Raw genomic sequence first — 24,782 nt, 5'->3', positions numbered from 1 at the left:
CCCGGTCCACAGGCGGGGCACCGGTGCCCAGCGTTGCCGCGACCGCGTCGGCGGCCACCCGGCGCACCTCGTCGGCGAGCGGGAGCAGTGGCGTGCCGTAGAGCGCGACGAGCTCGATGGTGAGCCGGTCGAGGTCGTCGGTGGCCGTCGTCGTGCACGCGATGCGCAGCGGTCCGCCTCCCGCGACCCCCGCGATGGCCTCACGTACGCGTGACACGAGGACGGTCGACGCGACCCACAGCTCCCCGCCGTGCAGGCGGCCGCGGACGGGTGCGGACGGGCGGAACGCGCGCACGGCGACCGCGACGACGTCCTCGCGCACCGCGACCCAGCCGGCGTCGGTGTGCTCGCGCAGCGTGCGGGCGGCCTGAGCAAGGATCCGCTCACCGTTCATCGCCACGCCTCCATCCGCTGGATCAGGTGCGCGCGGGCCCGGTGCAGCTGGCCGCGCACGGTGCTGGACGTCGTCCCGGACACCTCTGCGATCTGGTCGTAGGTCAGACCCTCCACCTCCCGCAGCAGCCATGTCGAGCGCGGGCCGGGCGGAAGCTCGCGCAGTGCGGCGTTCAGAGCGGTCACCAGGTCGGCGCCCACGGCCGACTCCTCCGGGTCCGCAGCGTGGGTGTCCACCTCCTCGCTGGGCGCGAAGGGGAGCGGGAGTGCTGTCCGGATCCGCCGACGCTGCGAGGACCGCACCTTGTGCGCGGTGAGCGCGAAGAGCCAGGTGCGCAGCGAGGACCTGCCCTCGAACTGCGGCAGAGCGCTCCATGCCGCGGCGAGGGCCTCCTGCAGGCAGTCCTCGGTCTCGTACGGGTCGTCGAGCATCCGACGGGCGTAGCGGTACAGGGCCGGACCGTGTCGGTCGACGATCACGGTGAACGCGTCCCGGTCGCCGAGTGCGGCACGGCGCGCCAGCACCTCGTCGGGACTCCGCTCGTCGTTCATCTCTCGCAGCGTCCCTCCCGGACGGGCGGCGCGCACGTCGGCGATGTGACCCAGATCACACACTGCGAGAGTGACGAATCCGGCAGAACGGCGACTAACCGGGTGCCAGGCAGCACGCACCGTCCGAAAGAGGAATCTCATGAGCGAGTCCGGCACGACAGTGACGTCGACGTCCCCGACCGTCCGCAGCCGCCAGAGCGCTCTGGTGACGCCTGAGGGCAGCACCACGATCGCCGACACGGTGGTCAGCAAGATCGCCGGCATCGCGGCCAGCGAGGTCAGCGGCGTCCACGCACTCGGTGGAGGGACCGCGCGGGCCCTCGGCAACCTGCGCGAGCGCATCCCGGGTGCGCGCACGAACTACTCGCAGGGCGTGTCCGTCGAGGTCGGCGACACCGAGGCGGCGGTCGACCTCGACCTCGTCGCCGAGTACGGGGTCTCGATCGCGGACCTGGCCGAGGGCGTGCGTCGCAACGTCATCAGCGCCGTCGAGCGGATGACCGGTCTGCACGTGGTGGAGGTCAACGTGACCGTCAACGACGTGCACCTGCCGCAGGACGACGCGCCGCCGCCCGCCCCGCAGGAGCAGCGGGTCCAGTGACCGACGTCCCGGAGCACGTGCCGACGCCGCTCGAGGTGGCGGCGGGGGTGGCGCCGCTCGACGTCGCCGAGCCCCGCCCCGCCATCGATGTGGTGCCGGACGTCGAGCCGCTCACCCCGGCCGAGGTGGTCGCCGCGGCCGTCCTCGCGGTCCCCGGCGTCGTGCGCCTGCACGGCGGTCGCTTCGGCGAGCTGGGCACCTACCTGCCGGGTCGCAGGGTCGTCGGCGTCCGGATCGACGACGACGGCACCGAGGTGCACGTCGTCGTCTCCGACCTCACGCCCGTGCCGCAGACGGCAGCGCGGGTCCAGCGCGCGGTCTCCGCCGTCGCCCCCATGCCTGTCCGCGTCCACGTCGAGGACATCGACACCACCGTCTGAGGAGTCACCGTGCCATCTGTCGCCATCGGCCTGTTCGCCGGCCTGCTGCTCGCCCTCGTCGCCGCCGTCGGCGGGTTCGACATGTTCATGCTCGCCCTCGTCCTCGGCGCCGTCGGGGTGGTCGTCGGCCTGGCCGTCGACGGCCGCATCGACGTCTCCGGGCTCGTGTCCGGCCGAGGCCGTGGCTGACACCCGCGGCACGCTCACGATCGCCGACCGTGCGCTCACCCGGATCGCCCGGCAGGTGACCCTCGAGGTGCCCGGCGTCGCCGCGGAGGAGGAGTCCGTCGGCACGGTCGAACGCACCCTCGGCCGCGGGTACCCCCGCGTGCGGTGGCAGCGCGCCGGCACCAGGGCGCGCGTCGAGGTCGAGGTGGCCATCACCTGGCCGGCCTCCGCCGCCCGGGTCACCACCGAGGTCCAGGACACGCTGCGGCGCGAGCTCGACCGGCTGGCCGGCCAGGAGCTCGCCCACGTCAGCGTCGCCGTGCGTGAGGTCGTCCGGCCCGCCGCGTCCGCCCGACCCGTCGCGAGGGTGCGATGACCACCGGCCACGCACAGGGTTTCGCGCCCGCCGCCACGGCCACCCGGGCCGGCCGCGTCGCGTGGTGGAGCATCGCGCTCGCGGTCCTGCTGGTCGCGCTCGGGGTCCTGGTGGTCCGCGAGGCCCTCGTCGCCGCCGGTCGGGTGGACGGTGAGCCGTGGCTCGCACCGGTGGTCGACGGCGCAGACGGGATCGCACCGTCGGCGCTGGTCACGGTCGTCGGTGTGGTCGTCGCCCTGCTGGGGCTGTGGCTCGTCGTCGTCGCGCTCGGCCGTCGGGTCCGGACGCGGCTCGACGTCACGTCGGCCACCGGGACGACCCTCGGCATCTCCGACGCCGCCCGGCTCGCGGCGTCCGCGGCCGACGAGGTCGACCGCGTGCTGTCCGCGCGCGCGACCGCCACCCGCCGCTCCGTGACCGTCACGGTCACCACCCTGGAGGGCGACGACGTCACCGAGGCGGTCCGGACCGCAGTCACCGAGCGTCTCGCGCCGCTGGCCAATCCGCTGTCCGTCAAGGTCGTCACCCGCGTCACCGCCGGGCTGCACGCCGGGGGTGACGGGCGATGAGGCGCTCCGTCCTCGCGTTCGACCGCGTGGTCGTCCTGCTGCTCGGGCTCGTGCTGGTCGTGATCGGGGTCGCCGCCGTCGGGTGGGAGACAGGGTTCCTCGAGTCCGTCTGGGCCGACGCCCCCGACGAGATCGCCGTCGACTCCGGACAGGTGACCGAGACGTCGAGCTTTGCCGTGCTCGCCGGTGCGGTCGGCTGCGCGCTCGTCGTGATCGGGCTGTGGTGGCTGCTGGCGCACGTTCCCCGGCGGTCCGTCGGCTCGCTGCGCCTGCCGTCGGGGGAGCAGCCCGGCCGGCTCGTCGTCGACCCGGGTCCGGCCGTCGCGACCGCCGCGGAGGTGCTGGCCGACGACCCGCTCATCCGGTCCGCCCGAGGAGCCGTGCTGGCCGACCGTGGCGAGCTGGTCGTGCGCCTGCGGGCGACGGTCGACCCCGACGCGGACCTCGGCGCCGTCGTCGCTGCGTGCGACGGCGTGCTCGCAGACCTGGCGCACGTCCTGCCTGCCGACCAGCTGCGCTCACGCGTCGAGCTGTCCGTGCTGCGCCGCGGAGAGGTCGGACCGCGGGTGCGGTGAGGGCACAGCGGGGTCGAGCTCTCGTGCGTGATCGGAAGGCCGCACCGGGACGACCCCGCCGCTCACCCGGGCAGCCCGTGCCGCCCGGTGAACCTCGCCGGACCGACCTCGGCCCACACCACCTTCGCCGCGCCGGTACGGAACCAGCCGAGGTCGCGGGACAGGCGCCGCACGATGTGCAGTCCGAAGCCACCCTTGCCCGCGGGACGGGTGCCCGCGAGGCGGGGTGCGCTGCCACGGGCTCGGTCGCCCACGGACAGCAGGAAGCGTGCGTCGTCTCGCAGGAGCAGGACGAGGACCGGTGGCCTGCCGTGGCGGATCGCGTTGGTGACGAGCTCGGTGGCGATGAGCGCCGCGTCGTCCGCCACCTGGTCGAGCTGCGGGTCCCCGCCGCCACGAGCGCCGTGGGTGACCTCGTCGCGCACCTCTCCTCGCACCGCGTGAAGCTCGGACACGGTCCGCACGACCCACCGCCGGACCGGCGTGAATCGCACCGACGGCCGTGAGAGCCGCAGCGCGGCTCCACGGTCGACGTCGGCGTCGGTGGATGCATCGCTCGGCGTGACCATGGTCGAAGGTAGGCGTCTTCTGCCGACGCCGCCTCTGGCGGGACGAGGGCGATCAGCGCGGTGTGCGCTCGCGCTGCACGAGGTCGGCAACGAGGGTGTCGATGTGGTCGCGGAGCGGGCGGATCCCGTCGACGTCCCACGTTGCGGGATCGGGAAGCGGCCAGACCTCGATGCGCTCGTGGGCGGGCAGGTCGAGGTCGGGCTTGAGGGCCACGAGCACGTCGGCCTGCCGGGCGATCTCGGGCGTCAGGAGGCGGGGCACTTCGCTGGATCGGTCGATCCCCACCTCGGCCAAGGACGCGAGCACGGTCTCGCTGACGGCGGCGTCGGGGTCGGTGCCGGCCGAGAGGACGGTGACGTCCGAGCCCGCACGTGCTGCGGCCAGGCCGGCGGCGAGCTGGGACCGGCCGGCGTTGTGGACGCAGACGAACAGGATCGTGGTCATCGGGGTGCTCCGGTCGTGAGGGTGGGTTCCGGCGTGGACGGGATCGTGCTGCTCGGCAACCGTCGTCCGAGCGGTCCCGGGCCGGGGGTAGAAGGCCAGGGCTGCCGCGGCCCCGAGGCCCGCGCCGAGAACCTGCGCGAGCAGGAACGGCGGGACGGAGCCCGGGGCGATGCCGGCGAAGGTGTCGGAGAACATCCGACCGACGGTGACGGCGGGATTGGCGAACGACGTCGAGGAGGTGAACCAGTAGGCCGCCCCGATCCATGCTGCGACCGCGGCCGGCACGAGAGCGGCTCGGTTGCTGCGGACCAGCGCGAAGATCAGCAGCACGAGTCCCGCGGTCGCGACCACCTCGCCGACCAACAGCCCCGGGCCGGCGCGCTCGGTCGTGGCGATCGCCGGCGCGACCTCGAACATGGCGTTGGCGAGCAGTGCGCCGAGGATGCCGCCGGTGCACTGCGCCAGCACGTAGCCGGCCACATCGCGCCGTGACCGCTGCGTCGCGGTGCCGCGCGAGAGGGCCCACTCTGCGCCGGTGACCACGGGGTTGAGGTGCGCCCCGGAGACCGGACCGAAGACCACGATCAGCACCGCGAGCGCGAACACCGTCGCCAGCGCGTTCGCCAGCAGCTGCAGGCCGACATCAGCCGTGAGGCGCTGGGCCATGATCCCTGACCCGACCACGACGGCGACGAGCAGCGCGGTGCCGACGAGCTCTGCCCCCAGCCGGCGACGCAAGGACAGGGGAGCGGGGTCAGGAGGTGGGGTCACGGCGGCATCTTGACCTGGCAACGATCACTCAGTCAATATTGACTCAATGAACACTGAGTGGCATGAGGAGATCGCGCGGCGGGCAGCGTTGCACGCCGTGCTGTCCGACCCCGGCCGGCTGGCCGTCGTCGAGCTTCTTGCGCTTGGCGACCGCTCCCCGTCGGAGCTCTCGGCCGAGCTCCAGATGGCGTCCAACCTCGTGGCCCACCACGTCGGGGTGCTCGTCGATCACGGACTGGTGTCCCGGCGCCGCTCCGAGGGCGACCGGCGCCGCACCTACCTGCACCTGACGCCCGATGCGGCGATCGTGCCGTCCGGGTGGACGATGCCCCGCCCGCGCCGCGTGCTGTTCGTCTGCACCGCGAACTCCGCCCGCTCCCACCTCGCCGCCGCTCTGTGGCGCCGCTCCAGCCGCATCTCGGTCGCGTCGGCCGGCACGCACCCCGCCGCTGCGGTGGCCCCGGGTGCGCTCGCGGCAGCCGCCCGGCACCAGCTGCCCCTGCGTGACGCGAAGCCGCGCCTGCTCAGCGACGTGCGTCGCGACGGCGACCTCGTCGTGACCGTGTGCGACAACGCGCACGAGGAGATGGGCGATGTCGCGGACCTCCACTGGTCGGTGCCCGACCCTGTTCCCGCCGCCAGCGACGCCGCGTTCGACGCCGCCTTCGAGGAGATCGCCCGCCGGGTCGACGACCTCGCACCCCGCATCGCCCACGCGTGACCGCCTCGAAGGAGACGAAGCAATGAGCGCACCCCAGCGCGACGACCTGAGCGTCGACCAGCAGCTCGCGATGACGACCGCGGCGACGCGGCTCGCCACCCGGTTCGGTGGTGTCTTCAGCGTCGAGACGATCGATCGCTTCCTGGTCTCGTCCTATGACGAGTTCGCCGGCCGCGCCACGATCCCCAACTTCCTGCCCCTGCTCGCCGAGCGATTCGCCCGGCAGCGCCTCGAGGCGCTCGCCAAGGTCGAGGGCAAGACGCACGACGGCCGACCCGTCGTCCTGTTCCTCTGCGTGCACAACACCGGCCGCTCCCAGATGGCGCTGGGCTTCCTGCAGCACCACGCCGGTGAGTCCGTCGTCGGCTGGTCGGGCGGATCCCGGCCCGGCGAGGCCATCGAGGCCGGTGCCGTCGCGGTCATGGCCGAGCGCGGCATCGACATCGCCCAGGAGTACCCCAAGCCCTGGACCGACGAGATCGTCCGGGCTGCCGACGTCGTCATCACCATGGGCTGTGGCGACGCCTGCCCGATCTTCCCTGGCAAGCGGTACGAGGAGTGGGAGCTCGCCGATCCCGCGGACCTCGAGCTGGACGGCGTGCGCGCGGTCCGCGACGACATCGAACGCCGCGTCCGTCGTCTCCTCGACTCGCTCGGCGTCGCTGCCGCGTAGCGCTCACGCCCGACGCGAGGGACGTCGAACCCCTCCGGACGTGCCGCGTCGAGCTCGACGGCGCCTGGCCCCCGGGGAGACCGGCGTCGACCTCCTCAGCGACACGTGGGCCGCTGTCGTCGGCCACGGCCTCGAGCCGTGCGGCTCAGCGCAGCTCCGCGGTCGACCACCACCGCAGCGTCGCCGCCACGCCGATCGCGCCGACCGGGACGGCGAGGAGCAGCTGCACCGGGCTGACGGCGGCGGCTGCGGCCGGACCTCCCATGCCGGCCCACAAGCCGGGTGCCGCCCACGGGAACCACGCGCCGGCCCCTGCGACCGTCGCGACCTGGGTGACGACGACGAGGCCGAGCAGCGGTGTAGGGAGCGCTTGCAGGCTGGCGATCGTCCCGTCGGTGAACTCCCGGCCCACGCTCCACGCCACGACGATGCCGACGCCAGCAGGTGGCCACCGACAGGATCTGCGCGAGCATCCCCAGGTACGCCTCCCACCCTGTGCCCTGCAGCATGGGGCGCACCTTGACGGCCATCTGGCTCCCGCCGCCCAGGCCCACGGCGGTGAACCCGGCCGTGATCGCGCAGCGCGGTCGTCCTGAGGGTGCGCAACCGCACGTACCGGCGCATCCGTGAGATCGAGCTCGCTGACGCCGATCGCGACGGAGTCCCCGACGTCTACCAGGTCCGCACGACGGTGGTGGCTCTGGACTGCTCGTCCCTGGCGTCAGGAGCGAGCAGAGGCGCCAGTACACCGGCAGCAGCGCCATGACCACGGCCGTGGCGCCGGCCGCAGCCGCTGCGCGGTGTCGACCGGCGGCGACCACGGGGACCCGTCAGCACCCTCCCTCCCGGTCCCGCCGGTCTGATCAGCGCCCACCCGAGACCGCCCGGCGGGCTCTCGGACGGTCCTCCGGTCGAGGGTGCATCCGGACGGCACCCCTGGACGGAAGAGAGCACAGGGCGCTCTCCGGGTGCCCGCGCGTCGTCGCGCGTCGCCCACGACCATCGTCCCGCAGGAGCAGCTCAGCGAGGCGTGACAGATCCGCAGAACTTTGCCAGCCGCTCGACGAGCCGCTCGTCGAGAGCCGACCTAGCATCGGCCTGCCGGGCCGCCGCCGGTCCGGCGCCGACGACCCAGAGGAATCCCGTGGGCATCCAGACCTCGCTCGACACGCTCCGCTCGGCTGAGCGCATCGTCGACGGCATGCGGCTCGCCGACGAGCTGGCGTTCGAGAGCACCCGGGATCCCGGCGTCCGGACGATCCGCGTGCTCACGGGCGCCCTGAACGACGCGGACCAGCTCGTCGCGATCGCCGCCGTGCACGCGCTGGGCACGATCGGCGACGACGAGGCCTCGCGCGCCGTGGGCCGGCTCCTGTCGGACGACCGGCCGTTCATCCGCGAGCACGCCGCCTGGGTCCTGGGCTCGGGGCTGCCGCGCGCCGACGCCGTCGCTCGACTGATCGGCATGACCGAGTCCGGCGGGTTCGGCGGGATGCTCGCCCAGCGGACTCTCGAGCAGTGGTCCGCCGGGGCGCCCGAGCCGGTCGCCGTGGGGCTCGAGTCCGCCCTGCTCGGGGTGACCGAGCCGGAGGCGCGGGCCCGGATCGCGGAGACCCTCGGGCTCGTCCGGCACGCCGTCGCCGTCCGGCCCCTGCTGGCGCTCGCCGCGGACGTCACCGAGGACGAGCGGGTGCGGGGTGCGGCGGTCGCCGCCCTGGGCCAGCGACCCGGCGACACCTCGGTGATCGGCCTGCTCAACCGGCTGGCCGGCGGTGAGGACGAGCTGGCGGACGTCGCCCGGCTGTCGCTCGTCGACATCGGTGCGGCTGCGTCGTGGCGGCGCGAGCCCGGGCGCGACGGCCTGAGCGTCGCGCAGCTGTTCCTGCACGCGGACATCGACGCCCGGCTGAGCGCGGCGGGCGCGGGGGACAACGGTGGGATCGCGACGCTGCTCGTGCGGCTCGGGGACGCGTTCGTCGCCGGCGGGCAGCGGCCGGTGGACCGCGTGATCACGATCTCCCGCGGCTCCGTCGCCGAGGCCGCAGCCGATCTCGTGACACTGGGCGGCTCCGGGCACCACTACGGGCGGGTCCCGCTGCGACGCCAGCCGGTGCCGATGGCGGCGGCCTGGTCGCTGCGGGTCCCGGCGCGCCGGGGCATCCGCCGCGTCCTGCGTGCCGCCGGTGGGGTCGACCTGATCCACCTGCGCATGGCCGACGTCGGCAGCCTGGCCGCCGCCGACGTGGCCAGCGAGCTCGACATCCCGGTCGTGTTCACGGTCGCGCCGGACCCGCACGCCGTCATCCAGTCGCTCGACCTCGCCGGCCGCCTCACGAGGCAGAACTTCGGCGTCGTCGACGAGGTGGAGCACTTCTGGTTCCGCGCCCGGCTGGTGCAGCGGCTCGCCGCCAACGCGGCGCACACCGTCCTGTTCCCGCGCCCGGCGCTGCGGCGCGACATGCGCGAGCTGGTCGGCATCGACGTCACGGCGCACCCCGAGCGGCACACGACCGTGCCGGAGGGTGTGGACCTCGTCGTGGTCGACCGTGCCGTGGCCGAGGCGGAGGCGTACGCCGCGGGCGCCGAGCCGACGGACGCGCTGCGCGAGCTGCGCGCCCTGGTCGAGGACCTGCCGTCCGAGCGCCGGGAGCTGCCGCTGATCGTCAGTGTGGGGCGCCTCCACCGGGTCAAGGGCGTGGCCACCTTGGTGGCCGCGTGGGCCGGCGGCGGACTGCGCGAGCGCGCGAACCTGCTCGTCGTCGGGGGAGACCTGGGCAACCCGTCGGCCGACGAACGGGAGCAGCTCGATCTCATCGACGCCGTCGTGCCGCCCGCCGAGCGCGCGGCCGCCGGCCTGCTGCTCCCCGGTCACCGCCCCAACGACGTGGTCGCTCGCTGGGTCGCGGCCGTGCGCACCGGCCTGCCCGGGCTCAGCGCACCACGGGGCATCTACGTGTGCGCGAGCCTGAAGGAGGAGTTCGGCATCGCGCTGCTCGAGGCGATGGCGTCCGGCCTCGTCGTCGTCGCGCCCGACGCCGGTGGGCCGGCCACCTATGTCGACGAGGGAGTGACCGGCTTCCTGACCGCCACCTGGCACGCCGACCGCCTGGCCGCCGCCATCGGGTCCGCGCTCGACGCGTCGCTCGCCGAGACGGACGCGGGTCGGGCGGCTCAGTCGCACCGGACCGTCGCGGAGAGCTTCACCATCCAGCGGATGGCGGACACGCTCGGCGACGTCTACCGACGGGTCGCGGCCGACGAGCTGGCGGCCCGGTCGGCGTTGGTCGGTCGGGGATGACCCTCCTGGTCATCAGCCCGGACTACGCCTCGCACCTGATCCCCCTGGCGGCCCTCGGCACGGCATGGCGGGACGCGGGGGAGCGGGTGGTGGTCGCCAGCGGCGACGCGACCGCGGGCATCGTCGACTCGTTCGGCTACGAGCGGGCGCCTCTGCAGCTCGGCCGGGGGTCCAACCCCGGCGTGATGCGGGCGGAGCAGCAGGCTCGCGCCGAGGCGGACTCGCTGCGCGGGTTCTTCGACGCAACCCGACGCGGGATGGTGCCGACCCTCGCGTACCAGGCCCGTGAGCGCCTGGTCGACCTCATGTGGCAACCGGTCGAGAAGGCGCGGGCCACCCTGGCGGTCGTGGACGCGGTGCGGCCCGACGCCATCCTGGTCGACCACCTCGCCTACGGCGCACGGCTCGGTCTGTGGGCGACGGGGGTGCCGTACGCCGACGTGGTGCTCGGGCACCCGACGGCCCTGCCCGTGGGTGACGAGGTCTACGGATGCCCGCCGGTCTGGCCCCGCGCGTTCCGGCCCGACCCGGACGGGCTGGCCGAGCTGGACCTGCTCTGCCGCCGGGTGTCCGCCGGGTTCACGGCCGAGTGGAACACGGCCGCTGCCCGGCTGGCGCCCGGGATCGCACCAGTCGACGACGCGTTCGCGCTGCACGGCCCGCTCGTGCTCTTCCACCACCCCGAGCTGCTCGCCACGCCCGAGCGCGCCCCCCTCCTGCCTGCGCACGAGTACCTCGGCGGCAGCCTGCGGGCCGAGGCCGCCGACCCCGAGGTCGACGCGTGGCTCGCCACGGCGGAGCCGTTCGTGTACGTCAGCTTCGGCAGCTTCCTGTCCGTCCGTGGCGACGTGCTGCGCACCGTGGTGGCAGCGCTGCGCGCAGCGGGTGTGCGCGCGGCGATCGCCAGCGGCGCCACCCCGATCGGTGAGCTGGGCGAGCTGCCCGCGGGCTGGCTGGTGCGCGAGTACCTCCCGCAGGTGCGCCTGCTCCGGGCAGCGGCCCTGCTCGTGACGCACGGTGGCAACAACTCGGTCACCGAGGCCGTCGGCACCGCGACGCCGATGCTGGTCCTGCCGTTCTCGACCGATCAGTTCGCCGGCGCCGCAGCCGTCGAGCGCGTCGGCGTCGGCGAGGCGCTCGACCCGAACCGGGCGTCGGTGCAGGAGGTCCGCCAGGCCGTCGACCGGCTGCTGAGCGGCTCGGGGTCCACCCTCCTGTCGTCGGCGGCGGAGTCCCTCGCTCAGGACCCGGGGCCGGCCAGGGCGTTCCGCGCGATCGCCGCCTCGGCGATCAGCTGACCGTGGGCGCCCGCGACCCCATGCGGAGCACGTACGTCACGAGGTCAGCAGCGAGCGGTTCGACGAAGCGTGACCGCCAGGGAGCAGCGCGCCGTCAGGATCGGGACGCCGATCGGGGTGGCCAGGTGTCCAGGTGCACCAGCGCCCGTACGTTGTGACGATGTCCCCCGTCGACGGCCCCGCCGCGATCTTCCTGGCCGTCGGCGTGGCGACCCTGACCGCAGCCGTGCTGCCGCGGCTGTTGGTGCGGGCGCCGATCTCGATGCCGGCCGTGTTCCTCGCGATGGGGGCGCTGGGCTTCTGGCTGCTTCCCCAGCTGCCGGACCCGAGCCCGAGCGAGCACCCGGACATCGCGCTCCACCTGACCGAGGTGTGCGTGATCGTCTCGCTGATGGGTGCCGGCCTGGCGATCAACCGGCCGTTCGCGTGGCGCACGTGGGGCACGACCTGGCGGCTGCTGGGGATCACCATGCCGCTGTCGATGGTCGCCGTCGGGGTGCTGGGCTGGGTGGGCCTCGGCCTCGGTGTCGCGAGCGCGATGCTGCTCGCCGCGGCGCTCGCCCCGACGGACCCGGTGCTGGCCACCGAGGTCCAGGTGAGCGAGCCGGTCGACGAGCCCGGGACCCAGGACGACGAGGCCCGCTTTGCCCTGACCTCCGAGGCCGGCCTGAACGACGGTCTGGCCTTCCCCTTCACCTACGCGGCGATCGCGGTCAGCCTCTCGGGGGTGGCGCCCGGCGGCTGGCTGGGCCGATGGTTCCTGCTCGACGTCGTGTGGCGGCTGAGCGTCGGGGTCGCCATCGGGTTCCTCGTGGGCTGGCTGCTCGGGCGCCTGTTCTTCTCCTCGATCGCGGAACGGCTGCACATCACCGAGCACACCCAGGGCTTCGTCGCGCTGGCGGCGACCTTCCTCGCCTACGGTGCGGCCGAGCTGGCCGAGGGGTACGGGTTCGTCGCGGTGTTCGTGTGCGCGGTCGCCCTGCGCGGCACCGAGCGCGAGCACGAGTACCACAAGGTGCTGCACGCCTTCGTCGAGCAGATCGAGCGGCTGCTGACGGTGGCCGTGATCGTCCTGCTGGGTGGCGCGCTCGTCCGCGGGGCGTTCACCGGGTTCGGCTGGGCCGAGGTCGGCTTGGTCCTGTTCTTCCTGCTGGTGGTGAGACCGCTCACCGGGTGGGTGGCGCTGCAGGGCGGTCGGACGGGACCGCGCGAGCGCGCCGTGGTGGCGTTCTTCGGCGTGCGCGGGGTCGGGTCGCTGTTCTACATCGCCTACGCGGTCCAGGAGGGCGACTTCGCCGACGCGGACCGGCTCTGGGGGATCGTGGCCCTCGTGGTCGTCGGATCGGTGCTGATCCACGGGGCCGCCGCGACTCCGGTGATGCGCGCACTCGACCGCCGGCGCGATCGACGAGCCCGCACGGCGGGCGGCGACCCCGCCGAGACGCCCGTGTGACGGAGGCTGCACCTGCCCCACCCGTGCGGGACGAGGCGATCGTCGACCACCGGCGCGCTAGTCGCGCGGCTCGGACGTGGGCCGTGGGAAGAGTCGGGTCAGGACGTCGGCGAGCGTGATGACGCCGATCATGCTGGCGTCGTGCTGGACGACGGCGAGATGGTTCCGGGTCTCGCGCATGGTCGTCAGGGCGTTGTACACGGCCGTGTCGGCCTGCAGGGTGAGGACGGGACGCATGAGGTCGGCGGCGAGCCGGTCGGCGGGCTCGATGAGGGCGTCGCGCACGTGCACGACGCCGACGGCCGGCGAACCCGCCGCTCCGACCAGGACGCGCAGGTGTCCGGAGGCTCGGGTCGCCTCGCGGACGTCCGCGACCGTGGCTCCCGCAGCGACCGCGGTGAGCCGGGCGTCGGGGCGGACGAGGTCACGGACGGTCAGGGTCTGCAGCTCGAGCGCGCCGGTGATCTGGGCGGAGTAGCTGGCGTCGAGTGCGCCGACGTTCGTCGAGTGCTCCACCAGGTGGCGCAGGTCGTCCGGGTTCTGCCCGGTGGCGAGCTCGTTCGAGGGCTCGACACCGACCCTGCGCAGGCACCAGTTCGCCATCTCGTTCAGGGCACGCAGGATCGGGCGCGTCAGGAACATGAAGGCCCGCATCGGGACCGCGAGCAGGGTGGCTGAGGTCTCCGGGTGGGCGATCGCCCAGGACTTGGGAGCCATCTCTCCGACGACGAGGTGCAGGAACGTGACCAGCAGCAGGGCGAGGACGAAGCCGGCGACGTCTGCGAGCCAGGCCGCGAGCCCCCACGACTCGAAGAGCGGGGTGAGCCAGTGGTGCACGGCCGGCTTGGTGACCGCGCCGAGTGCCAGGGTGCAGATGGTGATGCCGAGCTGGGACCCGGCGAGCAGCACGGTCAGCTCGGTCGAGCTGCGCAGCGCCGCGCGCGCCGACCGGCTGCTGCTCGCCGCGTCCTCGAGCCGGTGCCGTCGGGCGGCCAGAGAGGCGAACTCGACTGCGACGAAGAACGCACTCAGGGCGATGAGGGCGACGGTGACCGAGATGACGACCACGGGATCGCTCATCGGTCGCTCGCGTCGTCGTCGTCGCCGTCCGCCGGCGTGGACGCCTCGGGCAGGGTGATGCGGATGGTGGAGGGCACGTGGCGCTCGATCTCCAGGACCTCGATGTGCAGGCGGGTGGGCGGTGGGACGTCGAACAGGACCAGGTCGGCTGGGTCGGGCGGCAGCGCGAGGTCGATGACGGTGCCGACCTCGGGGAACGAGCCGTGCTGCGCGATGACCAGGCCGGCGATGGTCTCGTAGTCTCCGCGGGGCAGGTCCTGTCCCACAGAGCGCTCGACCTCGTCGATGTGCACGTCGCCCGCCATGACCCAGGTCCCGTCGTCCTGCACCGGGACGTAGTCGGGCCGCGCGGGGTCGTGCTCGTCGGTGATCTCTCCGACGAGCTCCTCGGCGAGGTCCTCGACGGTCACGACGCCGGCGAACCCGCCGTACTCGTCGATCACGCAGGCTATCTGGTTCCTGCCCTCGGTGAGCAGGCTCAGCACGTCCGGCAGCGGCATCGAGGTCGGGACCACGATCGGCGGTCGCGTCAGGGTGGTCACCAGCGCCGAGTCCGCCCGATCCGTGACCAGGACGTCCTGGAGGTGGATCACACCGGTGACCTGGTCGTCCTCGTCGAGGACCGGGTACCGGGAGTGGCCGGTGCTCATCGCTGCGCGGACATGACCGAGGGTGTCGTCGGCACGGACCACACCGACGCGAGCGCGGGGGATCATCGCGTGCTCGGCATCCCGCTCCGGGAAGTCGAGGATCCGGTCGAGGAGCACGGACAGCTCCTCGGGCAGGTCACCGCTCTGCCGGGAGTCGGCCACGATGTGCTCCAGGTCGCGCACCGTCGCCGAGTGCTCGACGTCGTGCACGGGTTCGATCCGCAGCGCCCGCAGGAGGGCGTTCGAGGCGGCGTCGAAGACCCGGATCAGCCACCCGAAGATCCGCAGGTACCAGGTCGTCGACGTCGCCAGGCGTACCGCGACCGGTTCGGGGCGGGCGATCGCCAGGTTCTTGGGGAACAGCTCCCCGAAGAGCATCTGGACCAGCGTGGAGAACGCCAGCGCCAGGACCGTCCCGACCGCGATCCCGACCCCGGTGGGCACCCCGACGCCGCCGAGGGCCTCCCCGAGCGACTCCCCGATGAGCGGTTCGGCGACGTAGCCGACCAGCAGCCCCGTGACCGTGATGCCCAGCTGGGCGCCGGAGAGCATGAACGACGTCCGCCGGGTCACCGACAGCGCGCGCGTCGCACCGGCGTCACCGGACGCCGCGCGAGCGTTGAGCCGCGAGCGGTCCACGGCCATGTACGCGAACTCCTGCGCCACGAAGTACCCCGTGGCCACCGTGATGGCCAGGACCACGACGATCCCGGCGAGCAAGGACAGCACCCACATCAGCGGTTCCCCCCTCTCGCCGCATCGGTGTCGTGCAGCTCGAGGGGGCTCGTACTGTCGCTGTCCATCTCTCTCCAGACCGGGGGAACTACCGCGGTCAACGCTCGACCCCAGCATGCGGTTCCCGGGCCCAGCGTCTTCGGTCGGGCCCCGTCCGGCACCGGGGACGTGTCGACCGTCATCTCTGCGTGAACCGTCACGACGCAGGCGACGGACTCGGCCTCGGTCTCCGCTCGCCCGCGACCTGCGCGCTGGGTTGCGTAGGCCGGCGAGACGCGCCCCTGGCCGACGACGACATCGGGAGGGGTCTTCGTGGAACCGCGTTGGCGCTGGTGGTCGCCGCCTTTCCACGAACGCGGCTCGTGCGTTGCACCCTCTCGCTCGAGATCTAGCACCCGGACAAATCGAGCCTGCTCGCTCGGTGCCGAGCGCGCCGGGCGGTCAAGAGACCTATCGCTGGGTGCACGGCAACGGCCGGGCCACAGCCGGACGAGCGAGGCTGGGCAGTCGGTTCCATTCGAACGGCAGGTGCCGGCAAGAACCTGCGCGTGCACTCAATCTGATCACAGCGAGGCCCGTCGTGTGGGAGTCTGCGACCTACTCGGGCGTGTCCAAGTGGCCCTCGAGGCTCGGTACGGATGACCGTTTGCGGAATGGGGCGTCGTGCACTTGCGCAGGGTGACCGTCGAGGGGTTCCGTGCTGCGGCGATGTCGCCACTGGACGTGGAGTTCCCCGGGAGGTTCAGCCTCGTGGTCGGTGCGAACGGCGCCGGCAAGACAACCATCAATGACGCCATCTACTGGGCGCATCGAGAGCGCTTTCCGCGACTTGTGCCTCCCGATGCGGCGATACTCGGGCCTGCACCGCGGTCGGTCTCGATCGAGTACTCGCTCGAGTCGGTAGGGAAGCCCGAGGGGGCGTTGGGCCAGTTCTTGGCCGCGACCGGTGGCGGTGCGCCGGTCTGGAAGCGCACGCTCGAGCGCTCGATGGGCCGGGTCCGCGCGGCCGAGGTGGAGTCGACAGTCGAAGGGCACGAGCTGACCAGGTTGGTGTTTCTGCCAGCGCTGCGAAACCCGGTGGATGAGCTGTCAAGACGCGAAGCGAATGTGCTCGTTGAGCTGCTGCGAGCACAGCAGAAGCGCGACCCTTCAGCTGGCACTCTGGAGGGGGTGCGGCGGACGGCCGAGAGCCTCCTTGGAAGTCTGACCGTGGAGAATCTAGTTCGAGAGGTCCAGCAGCGGATCGCCGAGAATCTGCGGACTCTGACGTCCGGGGTCCGAGAGCACCACGCATTCATCGGGACTCAGCGGGTCGACGACCGGTATCTGGCTCGCGTGCTCGAGCTGCTCCTTGCTACGACCGCCAGCATGGCGGACGCCCGCCGTTTGGAAGCCTCAAGCCTGGGCTACGTGAACCTGCTTCACATCGCCGTCACCCTCGCCGGAGTGCCGGACCCCGCCTTGGCTCCTGGCGTCCCGGTGGCGAATCCAGGGGCCGGCCCGAGTGGACAGGCGCAGAGCGCAACCGGCACGCTCGCGCAGGACACGCCGGAGCAGGCTCAGGCGAGACTTGAAGCTGCTGAGGCCGCGGCGGCCGAGGAGCAGGACTCGTTCTACCCAGCGCTGTTTCACGCCACCGTCCTGATCGAGGAGCCTGAGGCGCACCTGCATCCCCAGTTGCAGCACGGTCTCATCAGGTACCTGCGGGCCTCGGTAGCGGAGCGCCCCGACCTCCAGATCATCGTCTCGACCCACGCCGGTGAAATCATTGCGGGAGCGAAGCCCGACGAGATGGTCGTGGTCCGGCAGGACCGCGACGCCCGCGTAGTTTCGCGCCTGATCGCAAGCATCCCCTGGGACCCACCATTGGGGCGCAAGGTTCGCCGAATGGCGGAGTTGCACATGGATGCCAGCCGCTCAGGGGCGCTCTTCGCCGAACGGCTGGTGTTAGTCGAAGGAATCACGGAGGCCGCGCTCCTGCGCGCGTTCGGTCGGGCGTGGGCGGGCGGCGACAATGCGAAACTGGCCTTCATCGACGCGCTCGCAGTAGTGCCAATCGGAAACCGCATCGGCGAGTGGCCCGTGCATCTGTTGGCGCAACCCGGGCACGAGCTCGCCGCCCAAGTCGCGGTGCTTTCGGACACTGACAACCGCCCTGTCAACCTCGGCGACCCGATGCCCGACCCGACGCCTCCCCAGTGGCACCAGGACTTTGCCGACTCGGGCCACGTCGCCTGGTTCTGGTCAAGGCCGACGCTGGAGCCGACGCTTGTCGCCGGGAATGAGGCGATCGTGGCCCAAGCGCTCGCGAGTATCGGCAAAGACCTTGGCGTGACACCGACGCTCTCGAACGTCGATGGGTTCTTCAGCAAGAAGTCCAATCGCAAGTTCAAAGGCGAGTTTGCTTTCGAGCTGGCGGCGCTCGCAGACGAGAATCCGGCGGCAGTCGCCGTCCCCGGGCAGCTCCGGGACCTGTTCGACTGGTTGTGGGCCGGGCACGCGCCGCAGCTCCCGCGAGGCCCGGAGGTCGACGCGACCTCGCCCGTGGCAGAACGAGTGGCGGAAGAGAGCACCGGCGCCGACGAGGCCACGGACCTCGACTGATGGCACTCCGGCTAACCGGTGAGCAGCTGCTCGCGGCCGCATCCGACGAGCGCCTCGTCAACGTCGTCTCTGGGCCCGGCTCCGGGAAGACGACCATGTCGGCGGCACGGTTCGGGTACCTGCACCACCGGGATGTTGACGGTCGGCGCGGCGTCCTCGGATTGAGCTTCACTCGCGCTGCTGTCGGCGAGCTCCGGTCGCGCATCACCTCACGTTGGGGCCACCGCGTCGTCGAGCTTCCCAACCTCGTGACGACATTCGACGACTTCCACGTCCGAGTCCTGCATCACTTGCTCGACGTGGGCCTAGTCAGGTGGCCAGGCGGCCACAAGCGCATCAACGTGATTGATGACTTCAGGGGTATCCACAACGACTATCGGTTCCTGTCCTCAGGCAGCTACCGCAGGTTTGCAGGATGCGGGAAGAACGGCGTCATCGACAGTCAGAGCGAACGGATTGCTGCCCCAAGGTATGGATTCGGGCGAGTCGGGCCGCACCGAGCCGTTCTCACTGCCGGCACCTCAAGCCACGAGGATGTCCGGCGAGCTCTGCGGAGCGCGTTGGAGCACGTGCCGGGCGCCGAGGAAGCAGTGCTTGAGTGGATCGGACAGAACTTTCGGCATGTCCTCGTCGACGAAATATACGACGCTGATGAACTCGACATCTTCGTCTGCGGAGCCGTCGCCAGTACCGCAGCCACGCTCACTATCGTCGGCGACCCATGGCAGGCGCTGTACGACTGGCGGGGCGCAACGCCGGCGAAGGTCGAGACGAGCCTGCTCGCGGCGCACCCGTTTGTCTCGTACGAAATGATCCGCTCGTTTCGCTTCGCGACCGATCAGACCATCGGCCTTGCGCGAGCCCTTCGGGACGGGGACGGCGTGACCGTACCGCCGGCTTCGAGCACGTCCGTCAACGTCGCCCTGGGCCGGCGTTGGGCAACCCTATGGACCGTAGGTGACAACGTACTGCCGCTCGCGTTCCGCACGATCGGCAATCGAACCGACGCGGCACTGAATCTCCTGCTCGATGGGGTGACGCGCGCGAAGTTGGGGAGGAAGTCTTTCGGAAGGCAGTCAGCACTAGTGCACCTCGGCATCGTCGAAGATCGTCTGGAGGAACTCCAGCGGCAGCATCTTTTCCCGATCCTGACCGCGCTAGTTGGCGGGGTGCCCGCTGTCGATGTGCTGGAGATGGTGCGCGATGCCGCGGGCAGAATGAGCCCGAGGTCACGTCCGAATCGCCTGCAACAGCAAGCAGAAGCCGAACGCGTGGTGGAGCTCGAGCGGCTGCGGTTGCGATTGACCCGGTCCGATCTGATCCCGGGGCTCACGGTCCATCAGGCCAAGGGATGCGAATGGTCCCGGGTCGGCGTCGTTTTGACCCGCGCGAACGAAGGCGCTCTTGCCGCAGGGCTCACGAGCGCCCAGCCGGAGCACTGCGTGCTCTTCGTGGCGCTGACCAGAGCCAGGACCCAATGCGGAAGCCTTGCCCACGACGAAGAGCTCGATTTCGTCGACGAGACGTAGCCGCACTACCGGGGTCAGGCTGGCTAGGCGACGGTCTGGGCCGCCATCTTCGGGCATCAAGCTGCTCGTGGTCTCGACAACGAGCGCCTACGTTCGAACTTGCGGGTCTACCGCCGGTGCGGCCCGTAGGTGCTCCAAACGTTCGTGTGTGGCTGGAGTGCTTCGTGGCTACGACACGTGACCTTGACGATCTGGAGCGGACCGTCGGAAGGGTCGATGCGGTCCGCGTGCTCGCGGTTCCAACAGGCCCACTCCCACGCCGCTTCGTTGCCGGGAGGGCCGAGCACGTCGGCTCGGGCCCAGACCTGTTCTCACCCCTTGACCGTCGCGAACCTGTATCACTATTCTAGATGACATGACCACGATCTTGAAGGAGCGGCCGTTCACGGCGCTGGTGAACGCTCTCCGAGCCAAGGGGTACCGCTACCAGGACCTCGTGAACCGCAGCGGCGAGGCCCGCTCGAGCGCGTGGTTCAACAACCTCGTCAACGGCTCGACGCCGTGGATCGTCGCCCCGCCGAACCCCGAGACATGGGAGCGGCTCGCGACCCTGTTTGGCATCACCGAGCAGCACCTCAGTGAAGCCATCGCGGTGGAGTGGTTCGGCGCAGCGAGCGGCTCGGACCTGGAGCCCGAGGTGAGGGCAGTGGCCGACGTCGTCGCCCGTCTGTCGGTCGAGGACCGCGAGTACGTGGCACGCCTGGCGGAACGCCTCGCGCAACCAGTGAAGACACTCACTGACATCCTCGACGAACCGCTGCCGTCGTTCGACGACTTCAGCATCGGCGACGAGGACGGCGACAGCGAAGGCCCGCGATGAGTCATCACCTCGGAATCAACAAGGACCTCGAGCCGCTCGCTCGACGTATTCGCCGAGCTGGCGGCAGCGTCCAGATCGACCGAAGCAACCGTGTTCGCTGGACGCTCCCGGACGGGCGCATCGTTCGGAGCGGTCTGACGATGAACGGCCGGAGCGCCCGAAACAAGCAGCGCGAGATCGAACGCGCCCTTGCCGAGCAAGCTGCCCGGGCTCCCGGCGGCGCAACTGCCCTAGAAGAAGCCGCTACCCGTGACTCCGCGGCCCTGACACCTAGTAAGCGGTTGACGGCGCTTTGCCCGGACGCGCCGGTTCTCTCGCACGTCAACGGCTCGTGACAGGATCGAACCGAAAGAGGAGGCCATGTCTGCAGTAGCACTCGGGGGCGGCACCAGCGCAGTTGCCGCGTCTGCTCACGCAGCGTGCGCTCGGTTCCGCGGAACCGACCCGATAATCACCCGCCGTGCACGACGCACGCTCGCGGCTGATCTCGGCAAGCCCGACACCGCCGCCGGCATCCCCGAAGCTCGTTGGATGCGGGCGATGGTGTTCGAGCGGCTCGTTCGCGACGAGCGGTTCGCATCCCAGATTGCCACGCGTTCCGTCGGGGATCTGGGGCTCGAGCGGCCGGAGTCGGTCGTCATCCGCGACGCGAGGACGGACGTTCTGACGATGGCCCGCGAGCTCGAGGCCGCGCACGAGCGGGCGACCCTGCATCGCGCGGCGACGCTCATTCACCGGGCCGCGGTGCCGTTTCCTGGGTTCGAGCACGCGAACGCGACCCCTGTCCTGCCGGACTTCATCGTCGTGGCGCCGAAGATCGACGGTTCGGGGTCGTGGCTCGTGGCCGGCGACGCCAAGGACTACGAGCGCGTCCGGTCGCGCATCGACGACCCCCGCATGCTCAAGGGCTACCTGCAGGTAGCCCTGGGCGCCGAGGCGTTCGATGTGTGGTCCAAGCGTCCCGCTCTGATGGACGTGCACTCCCACGGCGTGCTTGCGGTGCCCCGTAACGCCTTCCTGCAGCCACTTGCAGTGGTTGAGGACCTTACGGACCACCGCGAGGAGGTCCGCTTGCGCATCGTGCAGCGGCACGCCGAGACGGGCAGCGTCGCATTTTCGGCCGACCAGCAAATCGACGACTTCGTCGCGCACCTTGTGGCGACGTTCGACCCGGCGGCGTGCCCGTCGTGCGCTCTGTTTAACTACTGCCGCGACGAGTTGCGCGCGTCCACAAACCCTCTCGACCTCCTGGTCGAGATCGGTGTTCCGGTGAACGAGCGTCCGCTGGTCGCTGGCCTCGTCGATGGGACAGGCGTGGTGAGTGAACGAGCGACGCCTGCCACCGTCGCGCTCGTCAACGCAACGGTCTCGGGCCGCGCGCAGTCGACGGGGCAGCTGCGGGTCGACCCGATCGGGTTGCCGGGAACTCTGAATGTGGTTCTCGCGAAGTCGGACGCCGCAGCACTCGGGGTGTACGGGATCTCGATGCAGCGGATCACGGACGACGGGCCGAGCGGGTGGTCGACCACGCTCTTCGCGGACCCACAGTCCGACGCCACCCGGCGCGCTCTAATGACGGCCCTCGGCACGGAGTTGCTGAAGGCGATGAAGTACCACCACCGCGTCGCGCAGCGCACGGGCGCCACCGAGGCCCCTGTGCAGGTCGTCGTGCCCGACCGCCCTACTGCGGACCTGCTCGCCTCGATTGCCGACGTATTGGCTGGCGTCGAGATATCCCGCTTGCGTTGGCAGAGGGACGTCGAGGCGGGGCGCCCAGCCCTGACGTTCGACGGTGAGCCCGCGGCGTTGCCGGCCGCTCTGCCCGGTCCCGCTCGTGCCGCAGTGTCATTCTTCCTGGAGGAGGACCGGGCGCGGGCCTTCACCCTGCGCACACCGGTCGTGAGCGTCCAACGTGTGCTCTCGCAGCACCTTGTCGCTGGGGGGCCGGGGTCGAACTCTGGCCGTCTAGACTACCTGGTCGAGTGGGCCGAGGCGACCGAGATCCTCGATCATCGCGACGTCTCGGACCGAGTGGAGCACTCGCCCTTCACGCCCGGAGCACGGCTTTCCGTCGGGTCATCCGATGCGATCCACCGTGCGCTCGTGGGGGAGCGCGGCAAGTCCGCGGGCGACCCAATCGCCTACGACCGCCTGGTGCGTGAGGAGCTCACGTTCGAGCAAGACATCCTGGCCCGAGCGACCGCGGTTCTCAACACCGTGCCGGTCTCAGCGCTGCGTGCCTACCACCAGGAGATCGAGGGCGATGCGCAGGCGGTCTGGCGTCGTCGGTTCGACTTCTCCGCGTCCGACCTCGTGCGGTTCGGGCGGACGTATCGGTTCTGGCGAAACAACCTCGTGCCGGCGATCGAGGACGACAACCGGGTGCGAACTCTCCTGGCGCTGATGGCGAACCCCCACGTCGCCGCTGATTACGCGGCAGATGCGGGCAGCAAGCAGCTCGCCACCGCGGTGGTCGTCTCCACGACCCCGCTGCGGCTCGAAGTTCACTCACGCCGCATCGGGGCTGGGGACGTTGTCGTCCTCCTGCACCGCAATGGTGCGGCGGCCGTCGAGGCCGGTGTCCGGGTGGACGGACACCGGTTCATCGGTATGTCGTTCGGCCCGCTCGAGCGGGATCCGTTCGATGACACCCTCCCGCCAGCTGTCGTTCGCTGGTCTCCGTCCGTGGTTCCGACTCTTTCGGTCGGCGACGCGCTCATCGTCTCAGTCGTCGCCGAGAAGTGGTTTGAGGAGATGAAGCGACCGGTGGCGATCCGGGTAGTCCGGCCGGCCGGCGACAGCACCGGGGCGCCGAAGGTGGCGTGCCAGCCGGACGACTTCGCGAACGCCCCCGCCAGCCACCAGTGGTGCTGCAAGCCCCACGCAGTCGCCGAGGCGGAGTTCTCCGACGAGATCGCCGCCCGGCGGGATCGCGGTGAGCTCAACCCGCAGACATGGCCGCCGATCCGCGACGCCGACTCGTTCGACATCGCACCGACCGGAAGTGCGACGGAGACGCTGACCGCCGAGGCGCCGGCTCCCGAGCACCTGACGATCGACGACCTGGACTGAGCGCGTGACTGAAACGACGAAGCACCACGCGAGCGCGGCTGCCGCTAACGCTGCGGTCGCGACCGAAGCGGCAGGCGCCCTGCGCGACGTCCTGTCCGGCGACTCCGCCTATCGGCGCCTGCTGCTCAAGGCGGCCGCCGGTGCAGGCAAGTCGTACGTCCTGCGACAGCTCGTCGCGGCCGCGGTGGAGCACCGGAACTGTGACCGCGTCGCTGTCGTCGCGTTCACGAATAAGCAAACGTGGCCCCTGGCTGTTGAGCTCGGCAAACTCCTCGGTAAAGAGCGCGTGTGCCTCTTCCCATCTGCCGCGAAGGTCGGGGCGGTCCCCCAGGACGTGTGGGACCACGCATCGGTTGCGTCGTCGACTGCGAACATCCCGTCGACCGCGAAGGTGATCGTCTCGACGGTCCACAAGCTGGGCGCGATCGGTGAGCTGGGCCGCCAGTCGTCGCGGTTCGGGGCAGGCAAGAACGGCGAGCAGCCCTTCGACGTTCTGTTCTGCGACGAGGCGTGGCAGGTCGCCCACCACTTATTCGACAAGGTCACCAAGGCCGCTCCGGTGTGGGTCGGCGTCGGCGACGTCGGTCAGCTGCCACCGCTCGAGGTCGGGGATAACCCGTGGCGAGGCGACCCGGGATACAACCCCTACCGGGCGTGGCCGACCGGGTATGGCGATCTCGCCGACACGTGGGTCGCCGAGCTTCCCGCAGTGTGGCGGCCGACGGCGGAGCAGCTCCCGCTATGGCGCGCCTTCTACCCGGAGTGGTCGGAGCTGTCCTGCGTCGCCGCGCCGGGGGACCGCGTCGTCTCCTTCTCCGGAACGGTCGATGCGCCCGTGGCAGAACTCTGGGCGACGGTCGCCACCGGCAGGCCGGTGCTCGCCGAGGTCGACGGGCTGCCGGACGCGGATGCACCGGACGTCGACGAACCGCTGATGCGGTTCGTCGAGTACGCCATCGACGCCGCGTTTAGCGCGGGAGTTGAGCTCCGCGCCGCGCGCTACGACGAAACGGGAACGCCCACGGGTGAGTCCGACACACGCTCGGTAGGAGCGTCGGGAGACCCACTCATCACCGTGCTCGCTACCCGCAACCAGGCGGTGGACGACGCGGCAGCCGCAGTGGGTCGCCTCGCTGAGGCTCACGGGTTGACGGACGCCGACCTCACTTCGTCGACCGTTGACTCCTGGCAGGGCCAGACGAACGGAATCACCTTCGGCGTCCACCCCCTGACTGGCGCCGCGAAGCTCGACGAGTTCAACTCCGCGTTCGGCCGCCTGGCGGTCGTCGCGACCCGGGCCACACGGCCTGCTGCTCGTCACTCGCCCCGGTCTCGACGAACTGCTTCGAGATGCCCCCGCGCGTCCCGGTACGCCCCTTGGTGAACCCGGCAACCGGCGTCTGCCTCGGCAGACGCACGCGGATATCCTCAGCGCGTTCGTTCGGGTCAA

Annotated in this window: 24 protein-coding genes; 17 read left to right on the top strand and 7 right to left on the bottom strand. The window is 71.3% G+C overall.

What is annotated here, in order from left to right; genetic code table 11:
• Window positions 1-394: hypothetical protein (locus tag CTE05_RS16620; protein ID WP_146847423.1), on the bottom strand; the 394-nt coding region annotated here is incomplete at its 3' end.
• The gene (locus CTE05_RS16615; RefSeq protein WP_146847422.1) at window positions 391-945 is read right to left on the bottom strand and encodes an RNA polymerase sigma factor; all 555 of its coding nucleotides are present in this window, start codon (window positions 943-945) and stop codon (window positions 391-393) included. The genes CTE05_RS16615 and CTE05_RS16620, both read right to left, overlap by 4 nt.
• Window positions 946-1,084: 139 nt before the next feature.
• Between CTE05_RS16615 and CTE05_RS16610 the strand changes: the two genes are divergently transcribed.
• Genes CTE05_RS16610 through CTE05_RS16585 form a run of 6 tightly spaced genes read left to right on the top strand, consistent with a single transcriptional unit; the run spans window position 1,085 to window position 3,614 of the window.
• Window positions 1,085-1,546, top strand: a complete 462-nt coding sequence (locus CTE05_RS16610) for an Asp23/Gls24 family envelope stress response protein (RefSeq protein WP_146847421.1) — start codon at window positions 1,085-1,087, stop codon at window positions 1,544-1,546.
• Window positions 1,543-1,926 carry a hypothetical protein gene (locus CTE05_RS16605; protein WP_222595503.1) on the top strand — a complete coding sequence of 128 codons (384 nt, stop codon included), beginning with the start codon at window positions 1,543-1,545 and terminating at the stop codon, window positions 1,924-1,926. Before CTE05_RS16610 ends, CTE05_RS16605 begins: the two co-directional genes overlap by 4 nt.
• 9 nt (window positions 1,927-1,935) lie before the next feature.
• Window positions 1,936-2,115: a DUF2273 domain-containing protein gene (locus tag CTE05_RS16600; RefSeq protein ID WP_146847420.1), complete on the top strand. Its 180-nt coding sequence runs from the start codon at window positions 1,936-1,938 to the stop codon at window positions 2,113-2,115.
• Window positions 2,108-2,470 (top strand): Asp23/Gls24 family envelope stress response protein, encoded by a 363-nt coding sequence (locus tag CTE05_RS16595; protein WP_146847419.1) that lies wholly within the window; start codon window positions 2,108-2,110, stop codon window positions 2,468-2,470. The genes CTE05_RS16600 and CTE05_RS16595 overlap by 8 nt, the downstream gene beginning before the upstream one ends.
• The gene (locus tag CTE05_RS16590) at window positions 2,467-3,039 is read left to right on the top strand and encodes a DUF6286 domain-containing protein (RefSeq protein WP_146847418.1); all 573 of its coding nucleotides are present in this window, start codon (window positions 2,467-2,469) and stop codon (window positions 3,037-3,039) included. The genes CTE05_RS16595 and CTE05_RS16590 overlap by 4 nt, the downstream gene beginning before the upstream one ends.
• Entirely contained in the window at window positions 3,036-3,614 is a 579-nt protein-coding gene (locus CTE05_RS16585) for a hypothetical protein (protein WP_146847417.1), read from the top strand. The genes CTE05_RS16590 and CTE05_RS16585 overlap by 4 nt, the downstream gene beginning before the upstream one ends.
• Window positions 3,615-3,676: 62 nt before the next feature.
• Here CTE05_RS16585 and CTE05_RS16580 read toward each other — a convergent pair whose 3' ends face one another.
• Entirely contained in the window at window positions 3,677-4,069 is a 393-nt protein-coding gene (locus tag CTE05_RS16580) for an ATP-binding protein (protein WP_186814906.1), read from the bottom strand.
• Window positions 4,070-4,235: 166 nt separating this feature from the next.
• Window positions 4,236-5,399 carry an aquaporin gene (locus CTE05_RS20805; protein WP_307724299.1) on the bottom strand — a complete coding sequence of 388 codons (1,164 nt, stop codon included), beginning with the start codon at window positions 5,397-5,399 and terminating at the stop codon, window positions 4,236-4,238.
• A 46-nt stretch (window positions 5,400-5,445) separates the two neighbouring features.
• Between CTE05_RS20805 and CTE05_RS16570 the strand changes: the two genes are divergently transcribed.
• Entirely contained in the window at window positions 5,446-6,120 is a 675-nt protein-coding gene (locus CTE05_RS16570) for an arsenate reductase/protein-tyrosine-phosphatase family protein (RefSeq protein WP_146847415.1), read from the top strand.
• Between the two features lie 22 nt (window positions 6,121-6,142).
• Window positions 6,143-6,793 carry an arsenate reductase ArsC gene (locus CTE05_RS16565; RefSeq protein ID WP_146847414.1) on the top strand — a complete coding sequence of 217 codons (651 nt, stop codon included), beginning with the start codon at window positions 6,143-6,145 and terminating at the stop codon, window positions 6,791-6,793.
• A 145-nt stretch (window positions 6,794-6,938) separates the two neighbouring features.
• Here CTE05_RS16565 and CTE05_RS16560 read toward each other — a convergent pair whose 3' ends face one another.
• Window positions 6,939-7,217, bottom strand: coding sequence for a hypothetical protein (locus CTE05_RS16560; protein ID WP_246123707.1), 279 nt, complete (start codon window positions 7,215-7,217; stop codon window positions 6,939-6,941).
• A 720-nt stretch (window positions 7,218-7,937) separates the two neighbouring features.
• Here CTE05_RS16560 and CTE05_RS16555 point away from each other — a divergent pair.
• The 3 genes from CTE05_RS16555 to CTE05_RS16545 all read left to right on the top strand — a co-directional run bounded on the left by CTE05_RS16555 (window position 7,938) and on the right by CTE05_RS16545 (window position 12,842).
• Complete coding sequence (locus CTE05_RS16555) at window positions 7,938-10,091, top strand: glycosyltransferase (RefSeq protein ID WP_146847413.1); 2,154 nt, start codon at window positions 7,938-7,940, stop codon at window positions 10,089-10,091.
• Window positions 10,088-11,389 (top strand): nucleotide disphospho-sugar-binding domain-containing protein, encoded by a 1,302-nt coding sequence (locus CTE05_RS16550; RefSeq protein ID WP_146847412.1) that lies wholly within the window; start codon window positions 10,088-10,090, stop codon window positions 11,387-11,389. Before CTE05_RS16555 ends, CTE05_RS16550 begins: the two co-directional genes overlap by 4 nt.
• Window positions 11,390-11,549: 160 nt before the next feature.
• The gene (locus CTE05_RS16545; protein ID WP_146847411.1) at window positions 11,550-12,842 is read left to right on the top strand and encodes a cation:proton antiporter; all 1,293 of its coding nucleotides are present in this window, start codon (window positions 11,550-11,552) and stop codon (window positions 12,840-12,842) included.
• Window positions 12,843-12,899: 57 nt separating this feature from the next.
• Here CTE05_RS16545 and CTE05_RS16540 read toward each other — a convergent pair whose 3' ends face one another.
• Together CTE05_RS16540 and CTE05_RS16535 are read right to left on the bottom strand one after the other, a co-directional pair.
• The gene (locus tag CTE05_RS16540) at window positions 12,900-13,922 is read right to left on the bottom strand and encodes a CNNM domain-containing protein (protein WP_146847410.1); all 1,023 of its coding nucleotides are present in this window, start codon (window positions 13,920-13,922) and stop codon (window positions 12,900-12,902) included.
• The gene (locus tag CTE05_RS16535; RefSeq protein WP_146847409.1) at window positions 13,919-15,307 is read right to left on the bottom strand and encodes a hemolysin family protein; all 1,389 of its coding nucleotides are present in this window, start codon (window positions 15,305-15,307) and stop codon (window positions 13,919-13,921) included. The genes CTE05_RS16540 and CTE05_RS16535 overlap by 4 nt, the downstream gene beginning before the upstream one ends.
• Window positions 15,308-15,985: 678 nt before the next feature.
• On the opposite strand from CTE05_RS16535, the gene CTE05_RS16530 reads away from it, so the two are divergent.
• The 6 genes from CTE05_RS16530 (at window position 15,986) to CTE05_RS16505 (ending at window position 24,716) form a co-directional block, all read left to right on the top strand.
• Window positions 15,986-17,911, top strand: a complete 1,926-nt coding sequence (locus CTE05_RS16530) for an ATP-dependent nuclease (protein ID WP_146847408.1) — start codon at window positions 15,986-15,988, stop codon at window positions 17,909-17,911.
• Entirely contained in the window at window positions 17,911-19,440 is a 1,530-nt protein-coding gene (locus tag CTE05_RS16525) for a UvrD-helicase domain-containing protein (RefSeq protein WP_146847407.1), read from the top strand. The genes CTE05_RS16530 and CTE05_RS16525 overlap by 1 nt, the downstream gene beginning before the upstream one ends.
• A 367-nt stretch (window positions 19,441-19,807) precedes the next feature.
• Window positions 19,808-20,260, top strand: a complete 453-nt coding sequence (locus CTE05_RS16520; RefSeq protein ID WP_186814905.1) for a hypothetical protein — start codon at window positions 19,808-19,810, stop codon at window positions 20,258-20,260.
• Window positions 20,257-20,595: a hypothetical protein gene (locus CTE05_RS16515; protein WP_146847405.1), complete on the top strand. Its 339-nt coding sequence runs from the start codon at window positions 20,257-20,259 to the stop codon at window positions 20,593-20,595. The genes CTE05_RS16520 and CTE05_RS16515 overlap by 4 nt, the downstream gene beginning before the upstream one ends.
• A 25-nt stretch (window positions 20,596-20,620) precedes the next feature.
• Window positions 20,621-23,332, top strand: coding sequence for a hypothetical protein (locus tag CTE05_RS16510; RefSeq protein WP_146847404.1), 2,712 nt, complete (start codon window positions 20,621-20,623; stop codon window positions 23,330-23,332).
• Between the two features lie 4 nt (window positions 23,333-23,336).
• Window positions 23,337-24,716 (top strand): AAA family ATPase, encoded by a 1,380-nt coding sequence (locus CTE05_RS16505; RefSeq protein ID WP_222595502.1) that lies wholly within the window; start codon window positions 23,337-23,339, stop codon window positions 24,714-24,716.
• Window positions 24,717-24,782: the final 66 nt, after the last annotated feature.

The sequence above is a fragment of the Cellulomonas terrae genome, assembly GCF_007990265.1.
GTDB lineage: Bacteria > Actinomycetota > Actinomycetes > Actinomycetales > Cellulomonadaceae > Cellulomonas > Cellulomonas terrae.
This window is presented reverse-complemented; position numbering and strand designations above follow the sequence as displayed.